This window comes from Citrobacter sp. Marseille-Q3906 (genome assembly GCF_916618775.1).
Taxonomy (GTDB): Bacteria; Pseudomonadota; Gammaproteobacteria; order Enterobacterales; family Enterobacteriaceae; genus Citrobacter; species Citrobacter murliniae.
In genome coordinates, this window is record NZ_CAKAKA010000002.1 from 973,009 (window position 1) to 995,826 (window position 22,818).

Here is a 22,818-nt window from a genome sequence, read left to right on the forward strand (position 1 = left end):
ATTATTCTTACATTGACGACTAAGCTGCGGGCAGAGTAATGCCTTTCCGGGTGTGAACCGATGGCCTCGTGTCTATTCGCGTCGCCAACCTCACGGTTATCGTCAGCTCAAAGAGGCGCAGAGTGTCGGTTGCCTGTATTTCATACGGAAACACAGCGCAATTATCAGGGGAACAGTCTGGGAAAACTCTCCAGAGAAGCTTCCTTTTACCGGTAAGGACTGCAACCCGCAGCCCGCTAACTGCCTGAAAGATCAATACGTCTTACGCCATTGCTGCGTTGATGATCGGTCGGGCAAAATTGGGTCATTCCGGAAAAGTTCTTGTTTTAACAAGATTCAACACGGAGACGACCACATTATTCCACTGCTAACCTTGTTATAGCAAGATGACTTTTGCCATTTATCACCCGGTTACTCACAGTTTTTGCACTTCCGCAGAGTGATTGGTTTAATAACCATCAAATTGGAACTGTCAAACTTAAGTAATAGGGTATAGCAGTTAATATAAGCATAGAAAAATGTGTGGCGCGAATCTTGATGGCTATTTAAAATCGGCCCCCATGAAAACAGAGACTCCAGCCGTAAAAATAGTTGCCATTACTGCCGATGAAGCAGGGCAACGCATCGACAACTTTTTACGCACCCAGCTCAAAGGTGTGCCGAAAAGTATGATTTATCGTATTTTGCGTAAAGGCGAAGTGCGGGTGAACAAAAAACGCATCAAACCCGAATATAAGCTCGAAGACGGGGATATTGTGCGTATACCACCTGTGCGCGTGGCTGAGCGTGAAGAAGAAGCTATTTCACCGCATCTGCAAAAAGTTGCGGCGCTTACTGATGTCATTTTATATGAAGATGACCATATTCTGGTGCTCAACAAGCCCTCAGGCACTGCTGTGCATGGCGGCAGTGGGTTAAGCTTTGGCGTGATTGAAGGCTTACGTGCGCTACGTCCCGAAGCGCGTTTCCTCGAGCTGGTGCATCGCCTCGACCGTGATACCTCAGGCGTGCTGTTAGTTGCCAAAAAGCGTTCAGCGTTGCGTTCGCTGCATGAGCAACTGCGGGAAAAAGGGATGCAAAAAGACTACCTGGCGCTGGTAAGAGGTCAGTGGCAGTCGCATGTCAAAGCCGTGCAGGCACCGTTGTTAAAGAATATTTTACAAAGCGGTGAGCGTATTGTGCGAGTTAATCAGGAAGGCAAGCCATCGGAAACGCGCTTTAAAGTAGAGGAGCGCTATGCGTTTGCCACTCTTGTACGCTGTAGCCCTGTGACCGGGCGTACGCACCAGATTCGTGTACATACACAGCATGCAGGGCATCCGATTGCGTTTGACGATCGCTATGGCGACCGTGAGTTCGATAAACAATTGGCTGGTACGGGGTTGTCCCGACTCTTTCTGCACGCTGCAGCATTGAAATTTACCCATCCAGGCTCTGGTGAAGTTATGAGAATTGAAGCGCCGATGGATAAACAGCTGAAACGCTGCCTTGAGGTGTTACGTAATAAAGCCTGATAGAGCTTTGCTTATCAGGCCTGTGGGGAGTGTTTCGTTGTGGGCCTGATAAGACGCTTTAGCGTCATCCGGCCCGTCAACTAGGCCTTCAGTGGGTTCATTTCTTCCCGGCGCAACATCTGGCACAGCGCTATCAGAGGCAGACCAATCAGCGTGTTAGGGTCGCGACCTTCCAGACGCTCGAAGAGAGCAATACCTAGCCCTTCACTTTTAAAACTTCCGGCACAATGTAGCGGACGCTCTTTGCGCACATAATCTTCTATTTCTGTTTCGCTTAAATGACGAAAGTGGACATCAAACGGTTCGACTTCGGTTTGTAAATGTCCGTTCGCGGAATTATAAAGTGCCAGCCCGGTATAAAAAGTGACAATATTGCCACTGGCTTTAGCTAATTGTAGTCTCGCTTTTTCTTCTGTTAACGGCTTTCCGGTTATTTCTCCATCAAGCACACAAATCTGATCTGAACCAATAATCAGGTGCGAAGAAAAACGGTGGGCAAGGGATTGCGCTTTCTCCTGTGCCAGGCGTAATACCAGGTGTCGAGGTGTTTCGCCGGGTAACGGTGTTTCATCAACCTCAGGTGCTGCACATTCGAATGGGATAGCCAGTTTTTCGAGCAATGCGCGACGCCAGGGAGAGGTAGACGCAAGAATCAGTTGAGGCATATTTTTTCCCCCGCATATAGCGTAATGATGAGAGCCATTTTAAACTATGGACTTCGTCCTTCAAGCTGGCTGCGATGGCTTGTCTTGATCGATTTTAAGTCGATGACCCGCAATGTGTGCGAATTATTGGCAAAAGGCAACCTCAGGCTGCCTTTTTCTTTGACTATATGACGTTACAAAGTTAATATGCGCGCCCTATGCAAAAGGTAAAATTACCCCTGACTCTTGATCCGGTTCGTACGGCTCAAAAACGCCTCGATTATGAAGGTATCTATACTTCTGATCTGGTTGAGCGCGTCGCCGATTCTGTAGTCAGTGTGGACAGTGATGTGGAATGCTCCATGTCGTTCGCGATCGACAACCAACGCCTTGCGGTTATAACCGGCGATGCAAAGGTATCGGTTACGCTCGAATGTCAGCGTTGCGGGAAACCGTTCCCACTTCATGTTCACACAACATATTGTTTTAGTCCTGTCCGTTCAGACGAGCAGGCTGAAGCACTCCCGGAAGCGTATGAGCCGATTGAGGTTAACGAATTCGGTGAAATCGATCTGCTTGCAATGGTTGAAGATGAGATTATCCTCTCCTTGCCGGTAGTTCCGGTGCATGATTCTGAACACTGTGAAGTGTCCGAGGCGGACATGGTCTTTGGCGAATTGCCTGATGAAGCGCAAAAACCAAACCCATTTGCCGTATTAGCCAGCTTAAAGCGTAAGTAATTGAGGAGTAAGGTCCATGGCCGTACAACAGAATAAACCAACCCGTTCCAAACGTGGCATGCGTCGTTCTCATGACGCTCTGACCGCAGTCACCAGCCTGTCTGTAGACAAAACTTCTGGTGAACAACACCTGCGTCACCACATCACTGCCGACGGTTTCTACCGTGGCCGTAAGGTAATCGCTAAGTAATCACGCTATTGCTCGACGGACTTCGCACTTCGGTGAGAAAGATGAAGAGTACAAGCGTGATGAAGCTTAGTGAGGCTTTCCCCGGGTAACTGGGGAAACACCTAACCGGGCAGCGACGATACCTTGACACGTCTAACCCTGGCGTTAGATGTCATGGGGGGAGATTTTGGCCCTACCGTGACAGTGCCTGCAGCACTGCAGGCACTGAATTCTAATTCGCAACTCACACTTCTTTTAGTCGGGGATCCCGATACAATCACGCCATTACTTGCCAAAGCTGACTTCGAACAACGTTCACGTCTGCAGATGATTCCTGCTCAGTCAGTTATTGCCAGTGATGCCCGGCCCTCGCAGGCTATCCGCGCCAGTCGTGGAAGCTCAATGCGTGTTGCCCTGGAGCTCGTGAAAGAAGGTCGAGCACAAGCCTGTGTGAGCGCCGGTAATACGGGCGCACTTATGGGACTTGCGAAGTTATTACTCAAACCCCTTGAGGGGATTGAGCGTCCTGCGCTGGTGACGGTATTACCTCATCAACAAAAGGGCAAAACGGTGGTACTGGATTTAGGTGCCAACGTGGATTGCGACAGTAATATGTTGGTGCAATTTGCCGTCATGGGTTCCGTGCTGGCAGAAGAGGTGGTTGGGATTGCCAATCCTCGGGTCGCATTGCTCAACATTGGCGAAGAAGAAACCAAGGGTCTCGATAGCATTCGGGACGCTTCTGCTGTGCTAAAAACAATCCCTTCTATCAACTATATCGGCTATCTTGAAGCCAATGAGTTGCTGACCGGCAAAACTGATGTGCTGGTTTGTGACGGCTTTACAGGTAATGTCACATTAAAGACGATGGAAGGTGTTGTAAGAATGTTCCTTTCACTGCTGAAGTCTCAGGGTGAGGGCAAAAAACGGTCGTGGTGGCTGCTGTTATTAAAACGTTGGTTACAAAAAAGCCTGACGAGGCGATTCAGTCACCTCAACCCCGACCAGTATAATGGCGCCTGTCTGTTAGGATTACGCGGCACGGTGATTAAAAGTCATGGTGCGGCCAATCAGCGAGCATTTGAAGTCGCGATAGAACAGGCAGTGCAGGCGGTGCAGCGACAAGTTCCTCAGCGAATTGCCGCTCGCCTGGAATCGGTATACCCAGCTGGATTCGAACTGCTGGACGGTGACGAAAGCACAAATTCGCGGGTGCACAGATAACAGTGTGGTCGTGAATGAAGTCAACGTACCAGTGATTTGCTCGTGGCGGTATATAACCAAAAAGTGACTGAGCGTACATGTATACGAAGATTATTGGTACCGGCAGCTATCTGCCTGAACAAGTGCGTACTAACGCCGATTTGGAAAAAATGGTCGAGACATCTGATGAGTGGATCGTCACTCGTACAGGTATCCGTGAACGCCATATTGCAGGGCCAAACGAAACAGTTGCGACGATGGGCTTTGCCGCCGCAAACCGCGCTATTGAAATGGCCGGCATCGATAAAGAACAAATTGGTTTGATCGTGGTAGCTACCACGTCATCAACGCACGCATTTCCAAGTGCAGCGTGCCAGATTCAAAGTATGCTGGGAATTAAAGGCTGCCCGGCGTTTGATGTCGCTGCGGCTTGCGCTGGCTTTACCTACGCGCTGAGCGTTGCCGATCAATATGTTAAGTCAGGCGCGGTGAAACACGCTCTGGTAGTCGGTTCTGATGTGCTGGCGCGTACTTGCGATCCAACCGATCGTGGGACGATCATCATTTTTGGTGATGGTGCGGGCGCAGTGGTACTGAGCGCGTCAGAAGAGCCAGGCATCCTCTCTACACATCTGCATGCTGATGGGCGTTACGGAGAACTGCTGACGCTGCCTAATGCCGATCGCGTGAACCCGGAAAACTCGATTCATCTGACGATGGCGGGTAATGAAGTATTTAAAGTCGCAGTTACCGAGCTTGCTCACATCGTTGATGAAACGCTGGAAGCAAATAATCTTGACCGTTCTGCGCTGGACTGGCTGGTACCACATCAGGCAAACCTCCGCATTATCAGCGCAACAGCGAAAAAGCTGGGTATGTCGATGGATAATGTCGTGGTAACGCTGGACAGACATGGCAATACGTCCGCTGCTTCCGTACCGTGCGCACTGGACGAAGCTGTCCGTGACGGGCGCATTAAAGCAGGGCAACTGATATTGCTTGAGGCCTTTGGTGGTGGATTCACCTGGGGTTCCGCGCTGGTTCGTTTCTAGTATAAGGATTTAATCATGACGCAATTTGCATTTGTGTTCCCGGGACAGGGTTCTCAAACCGTTGGGATGTTGTCTGAAATGGCAGCAGCTTACCCATGCGTAGAAGAAACTTTCGCTGAAGCTTCAGCAGCGCTGGGCTATGATTTATGGGCATTGACTCAACAGGGGCCGGCGGAAGAACTGAATAAAACCTGGCAGACACAGCCGGCACTGTTAACCGCCTCTGTCGCGCTGTATCGCGTTTGGCAGCAGCAGGGCGGTAAAACGCCTGCACTGATGGCAGGGCATAGCCTGGGTGAATACTCTGCACTGGTGTGTGCGGGTGTCATCAATTTTGCTGATGCCGTACGTCTGGTTGAACTGCGTGGTAAATTCATGCAGGAAGCTGTACCGGAAGGCACTGGCGGCATGTCTGCTATCATCGGTCTGGATGACGCATCCATTGCGAAAGCGTGTGAAGAGTCAGCCGACGGTCAGGTCGTTTCTCCGGTAAACTTTAACTCACCGGGTCAGGTGGTTATTGCCGGGCATAAAGAAGCTGTTGAACGTGCAGGTGCCGCCTGTAAAGCTGCTGGCGCTAAGCGTGCACTGCCGTTGCCGGTTAGCGTGCCATCTCACTGTGCGCTAATGAAGCCTGCGGCTGATAAACTGGCCGTTGAGCTGCAGAAAATCACTTTCAACACACCGACTGTACCGGTTGTTAACAACGTTGACGTGAAATGCGAAACAACAGCAGATGCCATCCGCGACGCGCTTGTTCGTCAGTTATATAGCCCAGTTCAGTGGACCAAAACTGTTGAGTTTATGGCATCCCAGGGCGTAGAACACCTGTATGAAGTTGGCCCGGGTAAAGTCCTCACCGGCCTGACGAAACGTATTGTTGACACCCTGACGGCTTCGGCACTGAATGAGCCGGCGGCGCTGTCTGCGGCACTTTCGCAATAAAAGAGGAATATCATGAGTTTTGAAGGAAAAATCGCGCTGGTAACCGGTGCAAGCCGTGGCATTGGCCGCGCAATTGCTGAAACACTTGTTGCCCGTGGCGCGAAAGTTATCGGTACTGCAACCAGCGAAAGTGGTGCGCAGGCCATTAGCGATTACTTAGGTGCAAACGGTAAGGGTCTGATGTTGAATGTGACCGATCCTGCATCTATCGAATCTGTTCTGGGAAATATCCGCGCAGAATTTGGTGAAGTCGATATTCTGGTCAATAATGCCGGGATTACTCGTGATAACCTGTTAATGCGCATGAAAGATGACGAGTGGAACGATATCATCGAAACCAACCTGTCATCTGTTTTCCGTCTGTCAAAAGCGGTAATGCGCGCTATGATGAAAAAGCGTCATGGTCGTATTATCACTATCGGTTCTGTGGTTGGTACCATGGGAAATGCGGGTCAGGCTAACTACGCTGCGGCGAAAGCGGGTCTGATCGGCTTCAGTAAATCATTGGCGCGTGAAGTTGCGTCCCGTGGTATTACTGTAAACGTTGTTGCTCCGGGCTTTATTGAAACGGACATGACGCGTGCGCTGTCTGATGATCAGCGTGCGGGTATTCTGGCACAGGTTCCTGCGGGTCGCCTTGGTGGCGCTCAGGAAATTGCCAGTGCGGTTGCATTTTTAGCTTCTGACGAAGCAAGTTACATCACTGGTGAGACTTTGCACGTCAACGGCGGGATGTACATGGTTTAACCACGATGAAAAAGATTTGCGTTATTCTAGGGATTAGCCTCAAAATAACGTAAAATCGTGGTAAGAACTGCCGGGATTTAGTTGCAAATTTTTCAACATTTTATACACTACGAAAACCATCGCGAAAGCGAGTTTTGATAGGAAATTTAAGAGTATGAGCACTATCGAAGAACGCGTTAAGAAAATTATCGGCGAACAGCTGGGCGTTAAGCAGGAAGAAGTTACCAACAATGCTTCCTTCGTTGAAGACCTGGGCGCGGATTCTCTTGACACCGTTGAGCTGGTAATGGCCCTGGAAGAAGAGTTTGATACTGAGATTCCGGACGAAGAAGCTGAGAAAATCACTACCGTTCAGGCTGCCATTGATTACATCAACGGCCACCAGGCGTAAGTGAACATCTCCAGGCGGTCATTCGACCGCCTGAGTTTTATCTTTTTATCCCACTTGAATCATTTTTCCCTCCCTGGAGGACAACCGTGTCTAAGCGTCGTGTAGTTGTGACCGGACTGGGCATGTTGTCTCCTGTCGGCAATACCGTAGAGTCTACCTGGAAAGCTCTCCTTGCCGGTCAGAGTGGCATCAGCCTGATCGACCATTTCGATACTAGCGCCTATGCAACGAAATTTGCTGGCTTAGTAAAGGATTTTAACTGTGATGACATTATCTCGCGTAAAGAACAGCGCAAGATGGATGCCTTCATTCAATATGGAATTGTCGCTGGCGTTCAGGCCATGCAGGATTCTGGCCTCGAGATTACGGAAGAGAACGCTCACCGTATTGGCGCCGCTATCGGCTCCGGTATTGGCGGTCTCGGTCTTATCGAAGAAAACCATACCTCACTGGTAAACGGTGGACCGCGTAAGATTAGCCCGTTCTTCGTTCCGTCGACGATTGTTAACATGGTGGCTGGTCATCTGACCATCATGTATGGTCTGCAAGGACCAAGCATCTCTATCGCGACCGCCTGTACTTCAGGCGTGCATAACATCGGTCATGCTGCACGTATCATTGCATACGGCGACGCAGACGCGATGGTCGCGGGTGGTGCAGAAAAAGCCAGTACGCCGCTGGGTGTCGGTGGTTTTGGCGCAGCACGTGCGCTGTCTACGCGTAATGATAACCCGCAAGCGGCGAGCCGTCCGTGGGACAAAGAGCGTGACGGATTTGTGCTGGGTGACGGTGCGGGCATGGTTGTACTCGAAGAGTACGAGCATGCAAAAGCGCGCGGCGCAAAAATTTATGCTGAAGTGGTCGGCTTTGGGATGAGCAGCGATGCTTACCATATGACGTCACCACCGGAAAACGGTGCAGGTGCTGCACTGGCGATGGTTAACGCATTGCGTGATGCGGCTATTGAACCTGGTCAGATTGCCTATGTTAACGCACATGGCACATCCACACCGGCAGGCGATAAAGCTGAAACCCAGGCAGTAAAATCTGTCTTTGGCGATGCTGCACGTAGCGTAATGGTCAGTTCGACCAAATCCATGACCGGACACCTGTTAGGTGCGGCGGGTGCTGTAGAGTCAATTTTCTCTATTCTGGCGCTGCGCGATCAGGTTGTTCCACCAACCATCAACCTGGATAACCCGGATGAAGGTTGTGACCTGGACTTCGTGCCGCACGAAGCGCGTCAGGTTAGCGGTATGGAATATGCGCTGTGTAACTCCTTTGGTTTCGGTGGTACCAACGGTTCCTTGATCTTTAAAAAGATCTAAGTGCCTGCAGGTGATGCGTTAGCGTCCTTGCCAGATGAAAAAAAGGTCCGCTTGTCGGACCTTTTTTTATTCGATTTTCTGCCCTTGTCCTGGGTTACTCATCCTGCCAAACTAGCGGACCACGAATAAGGAGCCACCATGTTCTTAATTAATGGCTGTCAGCAGGATATGCTGGCTGCGAGCGATCGGGCGACGCAGTTTGGTGATGGCTGTTTCACCACGGCGCGAATTATCGACGGTAAAGTTAGCCTCCTTGCGGCGCATCTCCAGCGTTTACAAGACACCTGCCAAAAATTGCTGATCTCCTTCGAGAAATGGCCCGAACTGCAACGGGAAATGGAAATGTTAGCAGTGGCCCATGCCCGTGGTGTACTGAAGGTGATCATCAGTCGTGGCAGCGGAGGTCGGGGCTACAGTGGCGCCAACTGCCATAGTGCCAGCCGTATCCTCTCTGTTTCTGCCTGGCCTGCACATTATGATTGCTGGCGAGAGCAAGGAATCACCCTCGCGTTAAGCCCCGTCCGTCTGGGGCGCAATCCAATGCTTGCCGGACTGAAGCACCTAAACCGTCTGGAACAGGTGCTGATTAGGTCTCATCTTGAGCAGACAAACGCCGATGAGGCTCTGGTCCTTGACAGCGAGGGATGGGTTACGGAATGCTGTGCGGCTAATTTATTCTGGCGTAAAGATAATGTGGTTTACACTCCCCGCCTGGATCAGGCAGGTGTAGATGGCATTATGCGACAATTCTGTATGCGAGTGCTGGCACAATCTCCTTTCAAGATTGTCGAAGTAAGTGCCCGGAAGGAGGAGGTTATGCAGGCTGATGAGATGATCATTTGCAATGCGTTAATGCCTGTTATTCCCGTGCGTGCATGTGGCGACATACAGTTGTCTTCACGTTTATTATTCGATTTTTTAGCCCCACTTTGTGAGCACCCAAATTAGTCATGAAAAAATTGTTACTCGTTGTCGTTTTATTGCTGGTTGTGCTGGGCATTGCCGCGGGAGTGGGAATGTGGAAAGTTCGCCATCTGGCGGATAGTAAATTATTGATCAAAGAAGAAACGATTTTTACGCTTAAAGCCGGCACTGGTCGACTGGCGTTAGGCGAACAGTTGTATGCAGATAAGGTTATCAATCGCCCGCGCGTGTTTCAGTGGTTGTTGCGTATTGAGCCGGATCTTTCGCATTTTAAAGCGGGAACCTATCGCTTTACACCTGACATGACCGTGCGGGATATGCTGAAACTGCTGGAAAGCGGTAAAGAAGCGCAGTTCCCGCTACGTCTGGTAGAGGGGATGCGCCTGAGCGATTACCTCAAACAACTGCGTGATGCGCCATTTATCAAACATACGCTCAGCGATGATAACTACGAGACCGTTGCTAAGGCGTTGAAACTGGAAAACCCTGAGTGGGTGGAAGGTTGGTTCTGGCCTGATACCTGGATGTATACCGCCAATACCACAGATGTCGCGCTGTTGAAACGCGCGTATCAAAAAATGGTTAAGGCTGTGGATACCGTCTGGGAAGGTCGTGCTGAAGGTCTGCCTTACAAAGATAAAAATCAACTGGTGACGATGGCCTCTATCATTGAAAAAGAAACGGCGGTTGCCAGTGAGCGCGACCAGGTAGCCTCGGTATTTATAAACCGGTTACGTATTGGCATGCGTCTGCAGACCGATCCAACCGTGATTTACGGGATGGGGACACGTTATAATGGCAAATTGTCGCGTGTGGATTTAGAAACCCCGACCGCCTATAACACCTATACCATTACGGGGCTGCCACCGGGTCCGATTGCCATGCCTGGAGAAGCCTCGTTGCAGGCTGCTGCACATCCGGCAAAAACGCCGTATCTCTATTTTGTGGCTGATGGAAAAGGTGGTCACACGTTTAACACTAATCTCGCCAGCCACAACCGGTCGGTACAGGATTATCTGAAAGTGCTTAAGGAAAAAAATGGGCAGTAATTACATCGTCATTGAGGGCCTGGAAGGCGCCGGAAAAACCACTGCGCGCGATGTGGTAGTGGAGACACTTGAGCAACTCGGTATTCGCGACATGGTTTTTACCCGCGAGCCTGGCGGCACCCAGCTCGCAGAGAAATTAAGAAGTCTGGTGCTGGACATCAAATCGGTCGGTGATGAGATTATTACCGATAAAGCGGAAGTCCTGATGTTTTACGCCGCACGCGTACAACTGGTGGAAACCGTTATTAAACCTGCGCTGGCAAAAGGCAGTTGGGTGATTGGCGATCGTCATGATCTGTCGACCCAAGCTTATCAGGGCGGCGGACGCGGAATTGACCAGACTATGCTGGCAACGTTGCGTGATGCGGTACTGGGGGATTTTCGCCCTGACCTGACAATTTATCTGGATGTGACACCCGAGGTAGGTTTAAAACGTGCCCGCGCTCGTGGCGAACTGGATCGCATTGAACAGGAATCGTTTGATTTCTTCAATCGCACGCGTGCCCGCTACCTTGAACTGGCCGCTAAAGATTCCAGTATTCGGACTATTGATGCGACGCAACCCCTTGAGGCTGTGATGAGTGATATCCGTAATACCATCACCCACTGGGTGCAGGAGCAGGGCGCATGAAATGGTATCCATGGTTACGACCGGATTTTGAAAAACTGGTAGCCAGTTATCAGGCGGGTCGTGGTCACCATGCGTTACTGATTCAGGCGTTACCAGGCATGGGGGATGACGCGCTGATTTACGCCCTCAGCCGCTATCTGATGTGCCAGCAACCTGAAGGTCATAAAAGCTGTGGACACTGTCGCGGATGCCAGTTGATGCAGGCGGGAACACATCCTGACTACTATTCGCTGCTCCCGGAAAAAGGCAAAAGTACACTGGGCGTTGATGCGGTTCGCGAAGTCAGTGAGAAACTGTATGAGCATTCTCGTTTGAGTGGTGCGAAGGTGGTGTGGATCCCTGATGCAGCCCAGTTGACCGATGCCGCTGCCAACGCTCTGTTGAAGACTCTGGAAGAGCCACCGGCACAGACCTGGTTTTTCCTCGCCAGTACGGAACCTGCACGTTTATTGGCTACATTACGTAGCCGTTGTCGCTTGCATCACCTTGCTCCCCCGGCAGAATCGTACGCAATTTCCTGGCTTGCCCGTGAGGTGACGGCCTCACAGGATGCACTTCTTAGCGCATTACGCTTGAGCGCAGGCTCGCCTGGTGCGGCATTAGCGCTGTTACAGGCAGAAAGCTGGACGCACCGTACTGATTTCTGTGCGGCACTGGCCAATACATTGCACTCTGGCGACTGGTATATGCTGATGGCCGTGCTAAATCATGAGCAGGCTGCTGTCCGCTTACACTGGCTGGCGACGCTGCTTACGGATGCTCTTAAACGTCCATATGGTGTTTCCCATCTGACTAATCCCGATGCTCTGGCATTGATATCATCAATCGCTGAACGCTTCACTGCCGCACAGATACAGGCAATACTTGGTGATGTTTGTCATTGCCGTCAGCAGTTGCTAAATGTGACGGGCGTAAACCGTGAGCTGGTATTAACCGATCTTATCCTCCGCATAGAGCATTATCTGCAACCAGGCACTGTGCTGCCTGTTCCCCATATTTGAGAGAGACATTATGTTTTTAGTCGACTCACACTGCCATCTTGATGGCCTGGATTATCAATCTTTGCATAAGAACGTGGATGACGTGCTGGCGAAAGCGGCCGCGCGTGATGTGAAGTTCTGTCTTGCCGTTGCGACCACGTTACCAGGATACCGCAGCATGCGTGAACTGGTTGGTGTGCGTGACAATGTGGTTTTCTCCTGTGGCGTGCATCCGTTAAATCAGGATGAGCCATATGATGTTGAAGAGCTGCGTCGTTTTGCCGCCGAGGAGGGCGTGGTGGCGATGGGCGAAACCGGGCTGGACTATTTTTATACGCCAGAAACGAAGGTTCGCCAGCAGGAATCATTCATTCACCACATCCAGATTGGTCGCGAGTTACAGAAACCGGTGATTGTTCATACCCGCGATGCGCGAGCGGATACGCTGTCGATTCTGCGCGAAGAAAAAGTGACGGATTGTGGCGGCGTACTACACTGTTTTACAGAGGACAGGGAAACTGCGGGCAAATTGCTGGATCTCGGATTCTATATTTCCTTCTCTGGCATCGTCACGTTCCGTAACGCCGAACAACTACGCGATGCTGCACGCTATGTACCTCTGGACCGTTTGTTAGTTGAGACCGATTCTCCCTACCTTGCGCCTGTGCCGCATCGTGGAAAAGAGAACCAACCGGCAATGGTTCGTGATGTTGCAGAGTACATGGCTGTCTTGAAAGGTGTTGCCGTTGAAGAACTGGCGCAGATCACCACCGATAACTTTGCCCGCCTGTTTCACATCGACGCATCTCGCCTGCAATCTGCCTGTTAACTGAGTTTTTTTAAAGCTCGTAATTAATAAGTAAAGCGAGTAAAGTTCACCGCCCCAGAATGGGCGGTGAGTAACCAGTTGGAAACATTCAGATACTCATTTTATCGGAATGTGCGAATTTTGCGGCCACCCACAACTGAATTGTGATAGCCGTCAAACAAAAACGAACTGAATTATTTTACTCTGTGTAATAAATAAAGGGTACTTAGATGCCCTGTCCACGGCGAGGTTCTCCCCCCTCGCCAATGCGTGAGAACGTAGAAAAGCACAAATACTCAGGAGCACTCCTAATTATGTTTAAGAATGCATTTGCTAACCTGCAAAAGGTCGGTAAATCGCTGATGCTGCCGGTATCCGTACTCCCTATTGCAGGTATCCTGCTGGGTGTCGGTTCCGCTAACTTCAGCTGGCTGCCAGCCGTTGTATCGCATGTAATGGCAGAAGCAGGCGGATCTGTTTTTGCAAACATGCCGCTGATTTTCGCCATCGGTGTTGCGTTAGGCTTCACCAACAATGACGGTGTATCCGCCCTGGCTTCAGTCGTCGCCTATGGCATCATGGTTAAGACCATGGCTGTGGTTGCGCCGCTGGTTCTGCATTTACCTGCAGAAGAAATCACCGCTAAACACCTGGCTGATACCGGTGTTCTCGGGGGGATTATCTCCGGTGCGATCGCAGCGTATATGTTCAACCGCTTCTACCGTATCAAACTGCCTGAGTATCTGGGCTTCTTTGCCGGTAAGCGCTTTGTTCCTATCATTTCTGGTCTGGCTGCCATCTTCACGGGTGTGGTTCTGTCCTTCATTTGGCCGCCAATCGGTACTGCTATTCAGACGTTCTCCCAGTGGGCTGCGTATCAGAACCCGGTAGTGGCATTCGGTATCTACGGCTTCGTTGAACGCTGCCTGGTACCGTTTGGTCTGCACCATATCTGGAACGTTCCTTTCCAGATGCAGATCGGTGAGTACACCAATGCTGCAGGCCAGGTGTTCCACGGTGATATTCCTCGTTATATGGCAGGTGACCCGACTGCGGGCAAACTGTCCGGTGGCTTCCTGTTTAAAATGTACGGTCTGCCGGCTGCTGCTATTGCAATCTGGCACTCTGCAAAACCGGAAAACCGCGCGAAAGTGGGCGGTATCATGATCTCCGCGGCGCTGACCTCGTTCCTGACCGGTATTACCGAGCCGATCGAGTTCTCCTTCATGTTCGTGGCGCCGATCCTGTACATCATCCACGCGATTCTGGCAGGTCTGGCATTCCCAATCTGTATCCTGCTGGGTATGCGTGACGGTACATCGTTCTCCCACGGTCTGATCGACTTTATCGTACTGTCTGGTAACAGCAGCAAACTGTGGCTGTTCCCGATTGTCGGCCTCGGCTATGCAATCGTCTACTACACCATTTTCCGTGTACTGATCAAAGCGCTGGACCTGAAAACTCCGGGTCGTGAAGACGCCACCGAAGACAGCAAAGCTGGCGCGACAGGTGAAATGGCTCCGGCTCTGGTTGCTGCGTTTGGTGGTAAAGAAAACATCACTAACCTGGATGCGTGCATCACTCGTCTGCGTGTCAGCGTTGCTGACGTTGCCAAAGTTGATCAGGCTGGCCTGAAGAAACTGGGTGCTGCGGGCGTCGTGGTTGCTGGTTCCGGTGTTCAGGCTATCTTCGGGACTAAGTCCGATAACCTGAAAACTGAAATGGATGAATACATCCGTAACAGCTAAGCAGTAAGACGTTGGGGAGAACTAAGGCAGCCTGAGGGCTGCCTTTTTTACGTTAATTGGCCTGAACACGAATCGGTGCTGTGGCTGCAAATAGCCATGGACGTGCGTCACTGTCCACGCGTGGCGACAGTGTTTCTCTTACCTGCTGGTGGTAGTCATCAATCCACTGCTTTTCTGTTTCGCTCAACAGATGTAACTCAACCAGGTTCAAATCGATAGGGACCTGCGTCAGTGAGGCGAACCGGCAAAAGCCTGGACGACTCTCGATAATCTCTACCTGATTCTCGATGCGGATCCCATATTGACCTGCCAGATAATATCCCGGCTCGATAGTAATAATATTGCCTGCGACCAGAGGCCAGGGATTTACTTTTTTGGCAATACGGTGGGGCTGCTCATGAATCAGTAGTTGGTGGCCCACGCCATGTCCGGTGCCATGATCGTAATCCAGCCCCAGCTCCCAAAGAGCCCGACGACTAAACGCATCCAGTTGATGACCCTGAGTGCCGCTGGGGAATTGTAGCGTGATCAGCGATATAAAGCCTTTCAGTACTGCCGTATAGTGCAGTCGGCGCTGCGGATCCTGTGGGCCAAAGGCGAGGGTACGCGTCGTATCTGTGGTACCGTTTTGATACTGACCACCGGAGTCATTCAGATACATGGCCTGTGAGGTAATCGGCGTATCTGTCTTTTCACTGGAATGATAATGACACATCGCCGCATTACTGGCTGAAGCTGAAATAGTGCCAAAACTTTGCTCAATAAACCCGGGTTGTTGCTGGCGAAACGCCAACTGTTTGGCTTGTGCTTCCAGCTCGGTTACCGGATTACCGGCCGCCTCACGTAGTGGTACCTCATGCGCCAGCCAGGCGAGGAAGTTAACCCATGCAGCACCATCCTGTTCATGGCATTCACGATAGCCTGCCAGTTCAGTGTCATTCTTATGAGCTTTAATCAATGTGATTGGATCCGGGGCCCAAAGAACTTCACCTCCGTTCTGTTCAATCGCAAAACGCAAAGCAACCGGGGCATAGTCCTTATCAACCAGAAAACGTTTTCCCTGTGCCAGTTGCTGGCAGCGAGAGAGAAAACCCTCTTGTGGTGCAAGGGTCAACGTGCTCAGCAGGGCTTCGGGTAACTGCTTTGTTTTGTTGGTATCAACAAACCACTCCAGTTCGCCGGTGCGGTGCAGCAGGGCAAATGAAAAAGGGACGGGGACCATATCAAGATCTGAACCACGCACATTGAGCAGCCAGGCAATATTATCAGGAAGGGTAATAGCCAGAGTATCAGCCTGATGCAGGGCAAGTTGGTCTACGATCCGCGCACGTTTTTGTGTACTGCTTTCACCGCTGATTTCAACAGGCATTTCCCGGATGATGCCGCACGGTGCCGCAGGACGATCGAGCCATACCTGGTCGAAAGGATCGGTTTCCAGAGCCACCAGTTCGCAATGGGTGGCCGACAGGGATTCAAACTGGCTGTTAACCATCAACAGGGGTTCAAAGCCAATACGAGTGCCTGGTGCGACGTGTGCCTGTAAATAGTCCGCCAGCGGCTCATCGTGCAGATGATGAATTTCAAAATCATCAAGGGAGACTTCGTTACGTACCTGAACCTGATAGCGTCCATCGACAAACATTAAGGCGCGATCGCGAAGGACTAACGCCAGGCCTGCTGAGCCGCTAAAGCCTGTGAGCCAGGCCAGTTTATTGTCGTGTGGCGTGCAATCCTCGCTCTGGTGCGCATCAGCGCGTGGAACAATCATACCGTCAAGCCCCAGGGCCAACAGTAGATTGCGCAGAGCGGAAAGGGGAGTTGAGTTGTGCATAGTTACCTTCAGGCCTTAACGGAACGGCGGTTCGTTGAACGTACGTAATTTGCGGGAGTGCAGTCGGTCACCTTCAGCACGAAGGCGGTCGATAGCCCGGATGCCAATCTGCAGGTGCTCAGAAATCGCACCTTCATAAAATCGGTTAGCCTGACCAGGAAGCTTAATTTCACCGTGCAGCGGTTTGTCGGAAACACAAAGCAGAGTGCCGTAAGGGACGCGGAATCTGTAGCCCTGAGCAGCGATAGTGGCGCTTTCCATATCGATAGCTACGGCGCGGCTGAGGTTAAAGCGCAGCGCAGAAGCGGAGTAGCGTAATTCCCAGTTGCGATCGTCGGTCGTAACGACAGTGCCGGTACGCAACCGTTGCTTCACCTCTTCACCGGGCATACCGCTGACCTCTTTGGTGGCGTCATACAGTGCGCGCTGAACTTCCGCTATGCTCGGAATAGGAATGTCAGGAGGCAGTACGGCATCAAGCACATGGTCGTCACGCAGATAGGCGTGGGCAAGAACATAATCACCAATTGCCTGGCTTTCGCGCAGACCACCACAGTGCCCAATCATCAACCAGACATCAGGGCGAAGGACCGCCAGATGATCACAAATGGTTTTAGCGTTAGACGGGCCTACGCCAATATTTACCAGCGTGATCCCCTGGCCGTCGGCGGTGATTAAATGCCAGGCAGGCATCTGGTGTTTTTTCCAGGCAAGGTCGGAGATAGCCTCTTCCGGGGCTTCTGTTTCAGCGGTGATCCAAATCCCTCCCGCACAGGAGAGCGCGATATATGGACTGTCAGGATCGAGGATCTGGCTGCATCCCCAGCGTACGAATTCATCAACATAACGGGTGTAATTGGTGAACAGTACAAAGGGTTGGAAATGTTCAACCGGCGTGCCCGTGTAGTGACGCAGTCGTGCCAGTGAAAAATCTACCCGTCGGGCGTCGAAATGTGACAGTGGGGAGAATTCTGCCGGATGATAAGTCCCGTCTGCGGTTTCATCGCCAATCTGTGACAGCTCGGTGGTAGGGAAATGACGCGTTAATCCGGCACTCATAGATCGATCAAGTGTCAGTTCAGAACCGTCAATCACATAGGGATAGGGGATTTCGTGCTGCGATGGCTCGACGGAGATGTGAGCATCATAATCTTGATACAGCAGCGTCAGCTGTTCTTCAAGATAAGGGCGAAAGAGCGACGGGCGGGTAATGGTCGTGGTATAGCAACCAGCATGAGTAAAACGTCCGTAAGCGCGAGTTTTTGGTGGATTGGTGGCGCTGCCATCCCAGGTTACAGAAAGTGAAGGGTAAACAAAAAGACCTTTATCTCGGGCGATTACATCAGGAAGTGTCCCGGTATCAATGTACTTGCCAATGGCGCTACGCAGAGCCTTAACTGATTGCTCATACAATGCGTCCAGTTTATCCAGCGCCTGAGCCGGGGTCAGGCTGGAGCCCTTATTGTTCATGTCTGTCTCCTTGTTCCACAGATGTGCTGCTCTCCCGATAGTATGTCACAGGAATGTGAAACAAAAGTCAGACGTTGAGGAAGAAAATGCGAAGACCAGATGGTCTTCGCGAAAAGACTTAACCGTGCTGCTTATCTCTCATCATTATTGCTGTGGCAGCAGAAATCAGACAACCCGCCATCAGGTAAATGGCTACACTGTGCCAGTCTCCGCCGGAGAACGTGACCAGTGCTGCAGCAATAAACGGGGTAAAGCCGCCGCCAACCACGCTGGCGACCTGATAGCCAACTCCTGCGCCACTGTAGCGGTAGCTTGCGCCAAACAAGCCGGTAAACATGGGTTGCTGGACACAGACCACCATGTCGTGGGCGATGTTTGCCAGCATAATCGCGAAAAATACGATCCAGAAGATTGACTGTGCTTCCAGGGCCATAAAGAACGGGAATGCGCTGAGTGTGCCGACCAGCGCCCCGGTAATGTAGACCCGGCGACGACCAAAGCGGTCGGCAAGCCAGGCAAAGCAGGGGATAGTCAGACAACTTAGCCCACCTACCAGCAGCCCGATATTGAGAAACAATTCGCGTGGTAGTCCCAGATTTTGGGTGGAGTAGTTGAGTGCAAAAGCGGTGACTATATACATCGTCAGCAGTTCACAAAGGCGCAGGGCAATAATTTTTAAAAATGCCCCCGGGTGGCGGGTTAGCGCTTCGATGACCGGCAGTCGTTTTTTCGCCTGTGGTGGTTCTTGTTTTTGCAGTTCGAACTCTGCGGACTCTTCCATTCTGTTACGCATCCACAATGCGCCCAGAACTAATACGATGCTGAACAGGAACGGAATACGCCAGCCCCAGCTCAGGAACTGTTCATCAGTCGTTTGCGAGCTAATCAGCGAGACTAACCCTGTAGAGAGCAGCAAGCCGACACCGTAACCCACCTGAACGCCGCTGCTGTAGAACGCTTTTTTATTTTTTGGGGCACTTTCGACGGAAAGTAATGCCGCGCCGCCCCATTCACCGCCGACGGCGAATCCCTGAACGGCGCGCAGTGTCACCAGTAAGATGGGGGCCCACCAGCCGATGGTGTCAAAAGAGGGGATAATGCCAATCAACGCAGTGGCAATCCCCATCATCCAGACGGTGAGCATCAGCATGCGCTTACGGCCAAGGCGATCGCCGAAGTGCCCGAATATTATTCCACCCAATGGGCGGAACAGAAATCCGACACCAAAGGTGGCGAACGCGGCGAGCGTACCCATCGCGGGACTTATCTGTGGAAAAAACTCGCGATTGAAGACCAGTGCGGCAGTGATGCCATAAAGCAGAAAATCATACCAGTCGACCACGGCACCAGCGAAGCTACCGAGTGCTGCGCGTCGGGCGCGGCTAAGCGAAGATGTGTCCTCCTGGGGACCCGTGGAGATGAGGGTGGAATCCATAGTTATCCTGTCTGTACTGATTTCTAATTATTAGTATTGGAATAAGGTTACGCACATTGCAGTCGATATATTAACGACTGTTATGAGACTACCGCGACAGACGGGAAGAGAAAACGATTTTATCCCTTATAACGGGGCAAGATGAAAAATAAGACGAAAGGAAAAACAGAAAAACAAAAAGCCCGCTTAAGTTTCCTTAAGCGGGCTTTTCTAAATATGGCTCCTCTGACTGGACTCGAACCAGTGACATACGGATTAACAGTCCGCCGTTCTACCGACTGAACTACAGAGGAATCGTGTGAACGGGGCGAATATTAGCGATGCCGGTCAGCGTTGTCAAAGCCTGAATGTAGAAACGCGATCGTTTGCTGAAATATTCTTCATTTCGCCGTTTATTCAGACGCAACGGGTTGTTTTATACACTTTTCACGTTCCTGGCGTGGATATTTCCACAGCCATCGACCGGTGACCATTCGCCAGTAAAATAGCGCGGCGCGGACCGCCCAGTCGAAGAACATCCCCATCCAGACGCCGACCACTCCCCATCCTAATACGATCCCTAGGGTATAACCTGCTACAACACGGCAGCCCCACATACCCAGCATGGAAACCCACATAGCAAAACGTGCATCACGCGCTCCCTTAAAACCAGCGGGAAGGACCCAGGATGCTGCCCATATCGGCATAAATGCCGCATTGAGCCAAATCAGTATGACTATGACCTCTTTTACGTCCTGATCGTGGGTATAAAACGAGGCCATGACACCGGCAAACGGTGCAGTCAGCCAGGCGATGGCAGTTAAACCGATTGTGGATAACCAAAATACGTGTCGCAACTGAATTTCTGCCTGGGCAATCTGCCCATTACCCAGGCGTCTGCCGGTAATGATGGTGGATGCGGATCCTAATGCGTTTCCCGGCAGGTTAATCAGAGCCGCAATAGAAAATGCGATGAAGTTACCGGCAATAACGCTGGTACCCATACCCGAGACAAACATTTGAGTTAATAGCTTGCCACCGTTAAACAAAACGGATTCGATACTTGCAGGAATACCTATCCCCATCACCTCCCAGATAATGGCGAGATTTAACGGCTTAAAATAACTTTTCAGTGAAATACGCAGCGCTGGGTTAAAACCAATCATCAGCACCCAGATAATGGCGATAGCACCAATGTAGCGGGAAATCGTTAACCCAAGACCTGCGCCTACAAATCCCAGCCCTTGCCAGGAAAAAATGCCGTAGATCAGGATGCTACTGATGATGATATTCAGTATATTCATGCCGCCGTTAATCAACAGCGGTATCTTGGTATTCCCGGCCCCACGCAGTGCTCCGCTACCGATCAATGCAATGGCTGCTGCCGGATAACTGAGCACCGTTAATTCCAGATAGGTCAGCGCCAGTGCCTTTACTTCGGGAGTCGCTTCACCGGCGACAACATTAATAATCTGCTCGCCAAAATAGTGAATCACCGCTGCCAGCACGATGGCAAAAATCGTCATGATTACCAGTGACTGTCTGGCGGCGGCTCTGGCCCGTCGGCGATCGCGTTTCCCAAGGCTAAAAGCAACGACCACCGTCGTGCCAAGATCGATAGCGGCGAAAAACGCCATGATAACCATATTGAAACTGTCGGCGAGTCCGACACCCGCCATTGCTTCCTTACCCAACCAGCTAACAAGGAAAGTACTCAGTACTCCCATCAATAATACGCAGGTATTTTCCAGAAAAATGGGAATGGCTAACGGAGTGATTTCACGCCAAAAGAGTACTTTGTAACTCTTGCGTTTGGCATACCAGGGCGTACGGGAAACGACCTGACGTAAGGCAGCGGACACGTTCAAAGTGGACCTTAATGAAGAAAGTTGAAACCTCATTTCAAATGATGAGGGAGAATCAAAAAAGCTGCAAAGTTTTTTCCATATAAAATGTCTGTAAATGCAACAAACTGTCGAGAGAAGCACCAATTGATACTCAATGAAGGAAATGGGGTTTGACAAAAGATTTTTCGCCGCTAAGATAAGCCTCCACAACGATTCCTCTGTAGTTCAGTCGGTAGAACGGCGGACTGTTAATCCGTATGTCACTGGTTCGAGTCCAGTCAGAGGAGCCATATTTAAGAAGCCTGCTTAGGAAACTAAGCAGGCTTTTTGTTTTTTTAGCGTTTACATTTCTCTGCCTGGGTAAGCGTTAACGTCAGCTTTAGTCCCCCGTATTTTGGCTATGAGTGCAAAATCCACCCGATGAGCAGGTGGAATTTTTGCCAGTATGAAATATTGTTTCAGTACTATGTCTGAGCAATAGCAACGGGAAATGGTTATAAGAGCAGCATAAGGAAAACTTTTTGCTTAAAAAATCGAGGGTTAAAGTTGAAAGAGCGTGAGTAACTCACTCATACTCTATACTCGCAGAGTAGCTCGGCGTAGCATGGCACAACGAAGGGCTCTTAATGAAAAAGGAAAACGTCGTGGCAGAAGAAACTATATTCAGCAAAATTATTCGTCGTGAAATCCCCTCAGATATCGTGTACCAGGACGAACTGGTCACAGCGTTTCGCGATATTGCACCTCAGGCGCCTACGCATATCCTGATTATTCCAAATGTCCTGATCCCAACCGTTAATGATGTTACGGCTGAACATGAGCAGGCGTTGGGGAGAATGATCACGGTCGCGGCGAAGATCGCTGAGCAGGAAGGCATTGCCGAAGATGGATATCGTTTGATCATGAATACCAACCGCCACGGGGGTCAGGAGGTGTATCACATTCATATGCATCTACTGGGTGGGCGTACTCTTGGTCCAATGCTTGCGCATAAAGGTCTTTAATAATGACCAGAGGATGCTTAGTGCTGTCACTGGGGGTGCTGTTACTGGCAGGCTGTCGTTCACATCCTGAAATTCCGGTGAGTGATGAACAGTCGCTGGTGATGGAATCAACGATACTGGCTGCAGGTATAACAGCAGAACAGCCTGCGTTAACCACGTCTGATATTCAGCCCTCTGCATCCTCACGACTCTATAACGAAAGACAAGAACCCGTTACCGTTCATTATCGGTTTTACTGGTATGACGCCAGAGGGCTGGAGATGCACCCTCTGGAAGCGCCACGCAGCGTCACTATCCCGGCACGTTCGTCGGTGACTCTGTACGGCAGCGCCAATTTTCTGGGGGCGCACAAGGTTAGACTTTATCTTTATTTGTAAGG

At 50.9% G+C, this 22,818-nt stretch carries 22 protein-coding genes and 2 tRNA genes; 18 read left to right on the forward strand and 6 right to left on the reverse strand.

The features are described 5' to 3' along the window. Positions 1-560 precede the first annotated feature (560 nt). On the forward strand, positions 561-1,514 hold the full coding sequence (gene rluC, locus LG384_RS08805; protein ID WP_225760762.1) for a 23S rRNA pseudouridine(955/2504/2580) synthase RluC: 954 nt from the start codon (positions 561-563) through the stop codon (positions 1,512-1,514). A gap of 80 nt (positions 1,515-1,594) precedes the next feature. Here rluC and LG384_RS08810 read toward each other — a convergent pair whose 3' ends face one another. Then, positions 1,595-2,179, reverse strand: coding sequence for a nucleoside triphosphate pyrophosphatase (locus tag LG384_RS08810; protein ID WP_045441703.1), 585 nt, complete (start codon positions 2,177-2,179; stop codon positions 1,595-1,597). A 197-nt stretch (positions 2,180-2,376) separates the two neighbouring features. Between LG384_RS08810 and yceD the strand changes: the two genes are divergently transcribed. The 14 genes from yceD (at position 2,377) to ptsG (ending at position 14,873) form a co-directional block, all read left to right on the forward strand. Then, positions 2,377-2,898, forward strand: coding sequence for a 23S rRNA accumulation protein YceD (yceD, locus tag LG384_RS08815; protein ID WP_003036239.1), 522 nt, complete (start codon positions 2,377-2,379; stop codon positions 2,896-2,898). Positions 2,899-2,914: 16 nt separating this feature from the next. Continuing rightward, on the forward strand, positions 2,915-3,088 hold the full coding sequence (gene rpmF, locus LG384_RS08820; RefSeq protein WP_003036242.1) for a 50S ribosomal protein L32: 174 nt from the start codon (positions 2,915-2,917) through the stop codon (positions 3,086-3,088). A gap of 123 nt (positions 3,089-3,211) precedes the next feature. Continuing rightward, positions 3,212-4,291 (forward strand): phosphate acyltransferase PlsX, encoded by a 1,080-nt coding sequence (gene plsX / locus LG384_RS08825; RefSeq protein WP_071828916.1) that lies wholly within the window; start codon positions 3,212-3,214, stop codon positions 4,289-4,291. 77 nt (positions 4,292-4,368) lie between these two features. Beyond that, entirely contained in the window at positions 4,369-5,322 is a 954-nt protein-coding gene (gene fabH / locus LG384_RS08830) for a beta-ketoacyl-ACP synthase III (protein WP_045441710.1), read from the forward strand. 15 nt (positions 5,323-5,337) lie between these two features. After that, the gene (gene fabD, locus LG384_RS08835; protein WP_225760763.1) at positions 5,338-6,267 is read left to right on the forward strand and encodes an ACP S-malonyltransferase; all 930 of its coding nucleotides are present in this window, start codon (positions 5,338-5,340) and stop codon (positions 6,265-6,267) included. Between the two features lie 12 nt (positions 6,268-6,279). Further along, positions 6,280-7,014, forward strand: coding sequence for a 3-oxoacyl-ACP reductase FabG (gene fabG / locus LG384_RS08840; protein ID WP_005129017.1), 735 nt, complete (start codon positions 6,280-6,282; stop codon positions 7,012-7,014). Between the two features lie 154 nt (positions 7,015-7,168). Beyond that, complete coding sequence (acpP, locus tag LG384_RS08845) at positions 7,169-7,405, forward strand: acyl carrier protein (protein ID WP_000103754.1); 237 nt, start codon at positions 7,169-7,171, stop codon at positions 7,403-7,405. An 86-nt stretch (positions 7,406-7,491) separates the two neighbouring features. Beyond that, positions 7,492-8,733 carry a beta-ketoacyl-ACP synthase II gene (gene fabF / locus LG384_RS08850; protein ID WP_045441718.1) on the forward strand — a complete coding sequence of 414 codons (1,242 nt, stop codon included), beginning with the start codon at positions 7,492-7,494 and terminating at the stop codon, positions 8,731-8,733. A 138-nt stretch (positions 8,734-8,871) separates the two neighbouring features. Further along, entirely contained in the window at positions 8,872-9,681 is an 810-nt protein-coding gene (gene pabC / locus LG384_RS08855) for an aminodeoxychorismate lyase (protein WP_225760764.1), read from the forward strand. 2 nt (positions 9,682-9,683) lie between these two features. Beyond that, entirely contained in the window at positions 9,684-10,706 is a 1,023-nt protein-coding gene (gene yceG, locus LG384_RS08860; RefSeq protein WP_048221652.1) for a cell division protein YceG, read from the forward strand. After that, complete coding sequence (gene tmk, locus LG384_RS08865; RefSeq protein ID WP_045441726.1) at positions 10,696-11,337, forward strand: dTMP kinase; 642 nt, start codon at positions 10,696-10,698, stop codon at positions 11,335-11,337. Before yceG ends, tmk begins: the two co-directional genes overlap by 11 nt. Continuing rightward, complete coding sequence (holB, locus tag LG384_RS08870) at positions 11,334-12,338, forward strand: DNA polymerase III subunit delta' (RefSeq protein WP_045441728.1); 1,005 nt, start codon at positions 11,334-11,336, stop codon at positions 12,336-12,338. The genes tmk and holB overlap by 4 nt, the downstream gene beginning before the upstream one ends. 10 nt (positions 12,339-12,348) lie before the next feature. Beyond that, the gene (locus tag LG384_RS08875; protein WP_225760765.1) at positions 12,349-13,146 is read left to right on the forward strand and encodes a metal-dependent hydrolase; all 798 of its coding nucleotides are present in this window, start codon (positions 12,349-12,351) and stop codon (positions 13,144-13,146) included. A gap of 293 nt (positions 13,147-13,439) precedes the next feature. Then, positions 13,440-14,873 (forward strand): PTS glucose transporter subunit IIBC, encoded by a 1,434-nt coding sequence (ptsG, locus tag LG384_RS08880; protein ID WP_225760766.1) that lies wholly within the window; start codon positions 13,440-13,442, stop codon positions 14,871-14,873. A 52-nt stretch (positions 14,874-14,925) separates the two neighbouring features. On the opposite strand, the gene LG384_RS08885 is transcribed toward ptsG, so the two are convergent. From LG384_RS08885 to LG384_RS08905, 5 genes are all read right to left on the reverse strand, one after another. Beyond that, positions 14,926-16,704 carry an aminopeptidase P family protein gene (locus tag LG384_RS08885; RefSeq protein ID WP_225760767.1) on the reverse strand — a complete coding sequence of 593 codons (1,779 nt, stop codon included), beginning with the start codon at positions 16,702-16,704 and terminating at the stop codon, positions 14,926-14,928. Between the two features lie 15 nt (positions 16,705-16,719). Next, positions 16,720-18,174, reverse strand: coding sequence for an AMP nucleosidase (locus LG384_RS08890; RefSeq protein ID WP_045441737.1), 1,455 nt, complete (start codon positions 18,172-18,174; stop codon positions 16,720-16,722). 118 nt (positions 18,175-18,292) lie between these two features. Beyond that, entirely contained in the window at positions 18,293-19,609 is a 1,317-nt protein-coding gene (gene shiA, locus LG384_RS08895) for a shikimate transporter (protein WP_200011873.1), read from the reverse strand. Positions 19,610-19,826: 217 nt separating this feature from the next. Further along, positions 19,827-19,902, reverse strand: a tRNA-Asn gene (locus LG384_RS08900). Between the two features lie 99 nt (positions 19,903-20,001). Further along, entirely contained in the window at positions 20,002-21,489 is a 1,488-nt protein-coding gene (locus LG384_RS08905) for an EmmdR/YeeO family multidrug/toxin efflux MATE transporter (protein WP_286493689.1), read from the reverse strand. A 160-nt stretch (positions 21,490-21,649) separates the two neighbouring features. On the opposite strand from LG384_RS08905, the gene LG384_RS08910 reads away from it, so the two are divergent. The 3 genes from LG384_RS08910 to LG384_RS08920 all read left to right on the forward strand — a co-directional run bounded on the left by LG384_RS08910 (position 21,650) and on the right by LG384_RS08920 (position 22,816). Then, positions 21,650-21,725, forward strand: a tRNA-Asn gene (locus LG384_RS08910). A gap of 354 nt (positions 21,726-22,079) precedes the next feature. Then, positions 22,080-22,439 carry a purine nucleoside phosphoramidase gene (gene hinT / locus LG384_RS08915; RefSeq protein WP_045449566.1) on the forward strand — a complete coding sequence of 120 codons (360 nt, stop codon included), beginning with the start codon at positions 22,080-22,082 and terminating at the stop codon, positions 22,437-22,439. Positions 22,440-22,441: 2 nt separating this feature from the next. Continuing rightward, on the forward strand, positions 22,442-22,816 hold the full coding sequence (locus tag LG384_RS08920; RefSeq protein ID WP_045441772.1) for a YcfL family protein: 375 nt from the start codon (positions 22,442-22,444) through the stop codon (positions 22,814-22,816). Positions 22,817-22,818 lie beyond the last annotated feature (2 nt).

What these genes read in the sequence shown, in the direction of transcription:
- rpmF (WP_003036242.1), top strand. Translation starts at nt 2,915, where the DNA reads ATGGCCGTACAACAGAATAAACCAACCCGTTCCAAACGTGGCATGCGT.
- LG384_RS08875 (WP_225760765.1), top strand. Translation starts at nt 12,349, where the DNA reads ATGTTTTTAGTCGACTCACACTGCCATCTTGATGGCCTGGATTATCAA.
- holB (WP_045441728.1), top strand. Translation starts at nt 11,334, where the DNA reads ATGAAATGGTATCCATGGTTACGACCGGATTTTGAAAAACTGGTAGCC.
- pabC (WP_225760764.1), top strand. Translation starts at nt 8,872, where the DNA reads ATGTTCTTAATTAATGGCTGTCAGCAGGATATGCTGGCTGCGAGCGAT.
- yceG (WP_048221652.1), top strand. Translation starts at nt 9,684, where the DNA reads ATGAAAAAATTGTTACTCGTTGTCGTTTTATTGCTGGTTGTGCTGGGC.
- fabH (WP_045441710.1), top strand. Translation starts at nt 4,369, where the DNA reads ATGTATACGAAGATTATTGGTACCGGCAGCTATCTGCCTGAACAAGTG.
- LG384_RS08890 (WP_045441737.1), bottom strand. Translation starts at nt 18,174, where the DNA reads ATGAACAATAAGGGCTCCAGCCTGACCCCGGCTCAGGCGCTGGATAAA.
- LG384_RS08920 (WP_045441772.1), top strand. Translation starts at nt 22,442, where the DNA reads ATGACCAGAGGATGCTTAGTGCTGTCACTGGGGGTGCTGTTACTGGCA.
- shiA (WP_200011873.1), bottom strand. Translation starts at nt 19,609, where the DNA reads ATGGATTCCACCCTCATCTCCACGGGTCCCCAGGAGGACACATCTTCG.
- LG384_RS08810 (WP_045441703.1), bottom strand. Translation starts at nt 2,179, where the DNA reads ATGCCTCAACTGATTCTTGCGTCTACCTCTCCCTGGCGTCGCGCATTG.
- tmk (WP_045441726.1), top strand. Translation starts at nt 10,696, where the DNA reads ATGGGCAGTAATTACATCGTCATTGAGGGCCTGGAAGGCGCCGGAAAA.
- yceD (WP_003036239.1), top strand. Translation starts at nt 2,377, where the DNA reads ATGCAAAAGGTAAAATTACCCCTGACTCTTGATCCGGTTCGTACGGCT.
- rluC (WP_225760762.1), top strand. Translation starts at nt 561, where the DNA reads ATGAAAACAGAGACTCCAGCCGTAAAAATAGTTGCCATTACTGCCGAT.
- ptsG (WP_225760766.1), top strand. Translation starts at nt 13,440, where the DNA reads ATGTTTAAGAATGCATTTGCTAACCTGCAAAAGGTCGGTAAATCGCTG.
- LG384_RS08885 (WP_225760767.1), bottom strand. Translation starts at nt 16,704, where the DNA reads ATGCACAACTCAACTCCCCTTTCCGCTCTGCGCAATCTACTGTTGGCC.
- acpP (WP_000103754.1), top strand. Translation starts at nt 7,169, where the DNA reads ATGAGCACTATCGAAGAACGCGTTAAGAAAATTATCGGCGAACAGCTG.
- fabG (WP_005129017.1), top strand. Translation starts at nt 6,280, where the DNA reads ATGAGTTTTGAAGGAAAAATCGCGCTGGTAACCGGTGCAAGCCGTGGC.
- fabD (WP_225760763.1), top strand. Translation starts at nt 5,338, where the DNA reads ATGACGCAATTTGCATTTGTGTTCCCGGGACAGGGTTCTCAAACCGTT.
- LG384_RS08905 (WP_286493689.1), bottom strand. Translation starts at nt 21,489, where the DNA reads ATGAGGTTTCAACTTTCTTCATTAAGGTCCACTTTGAACGTGTCCGCT.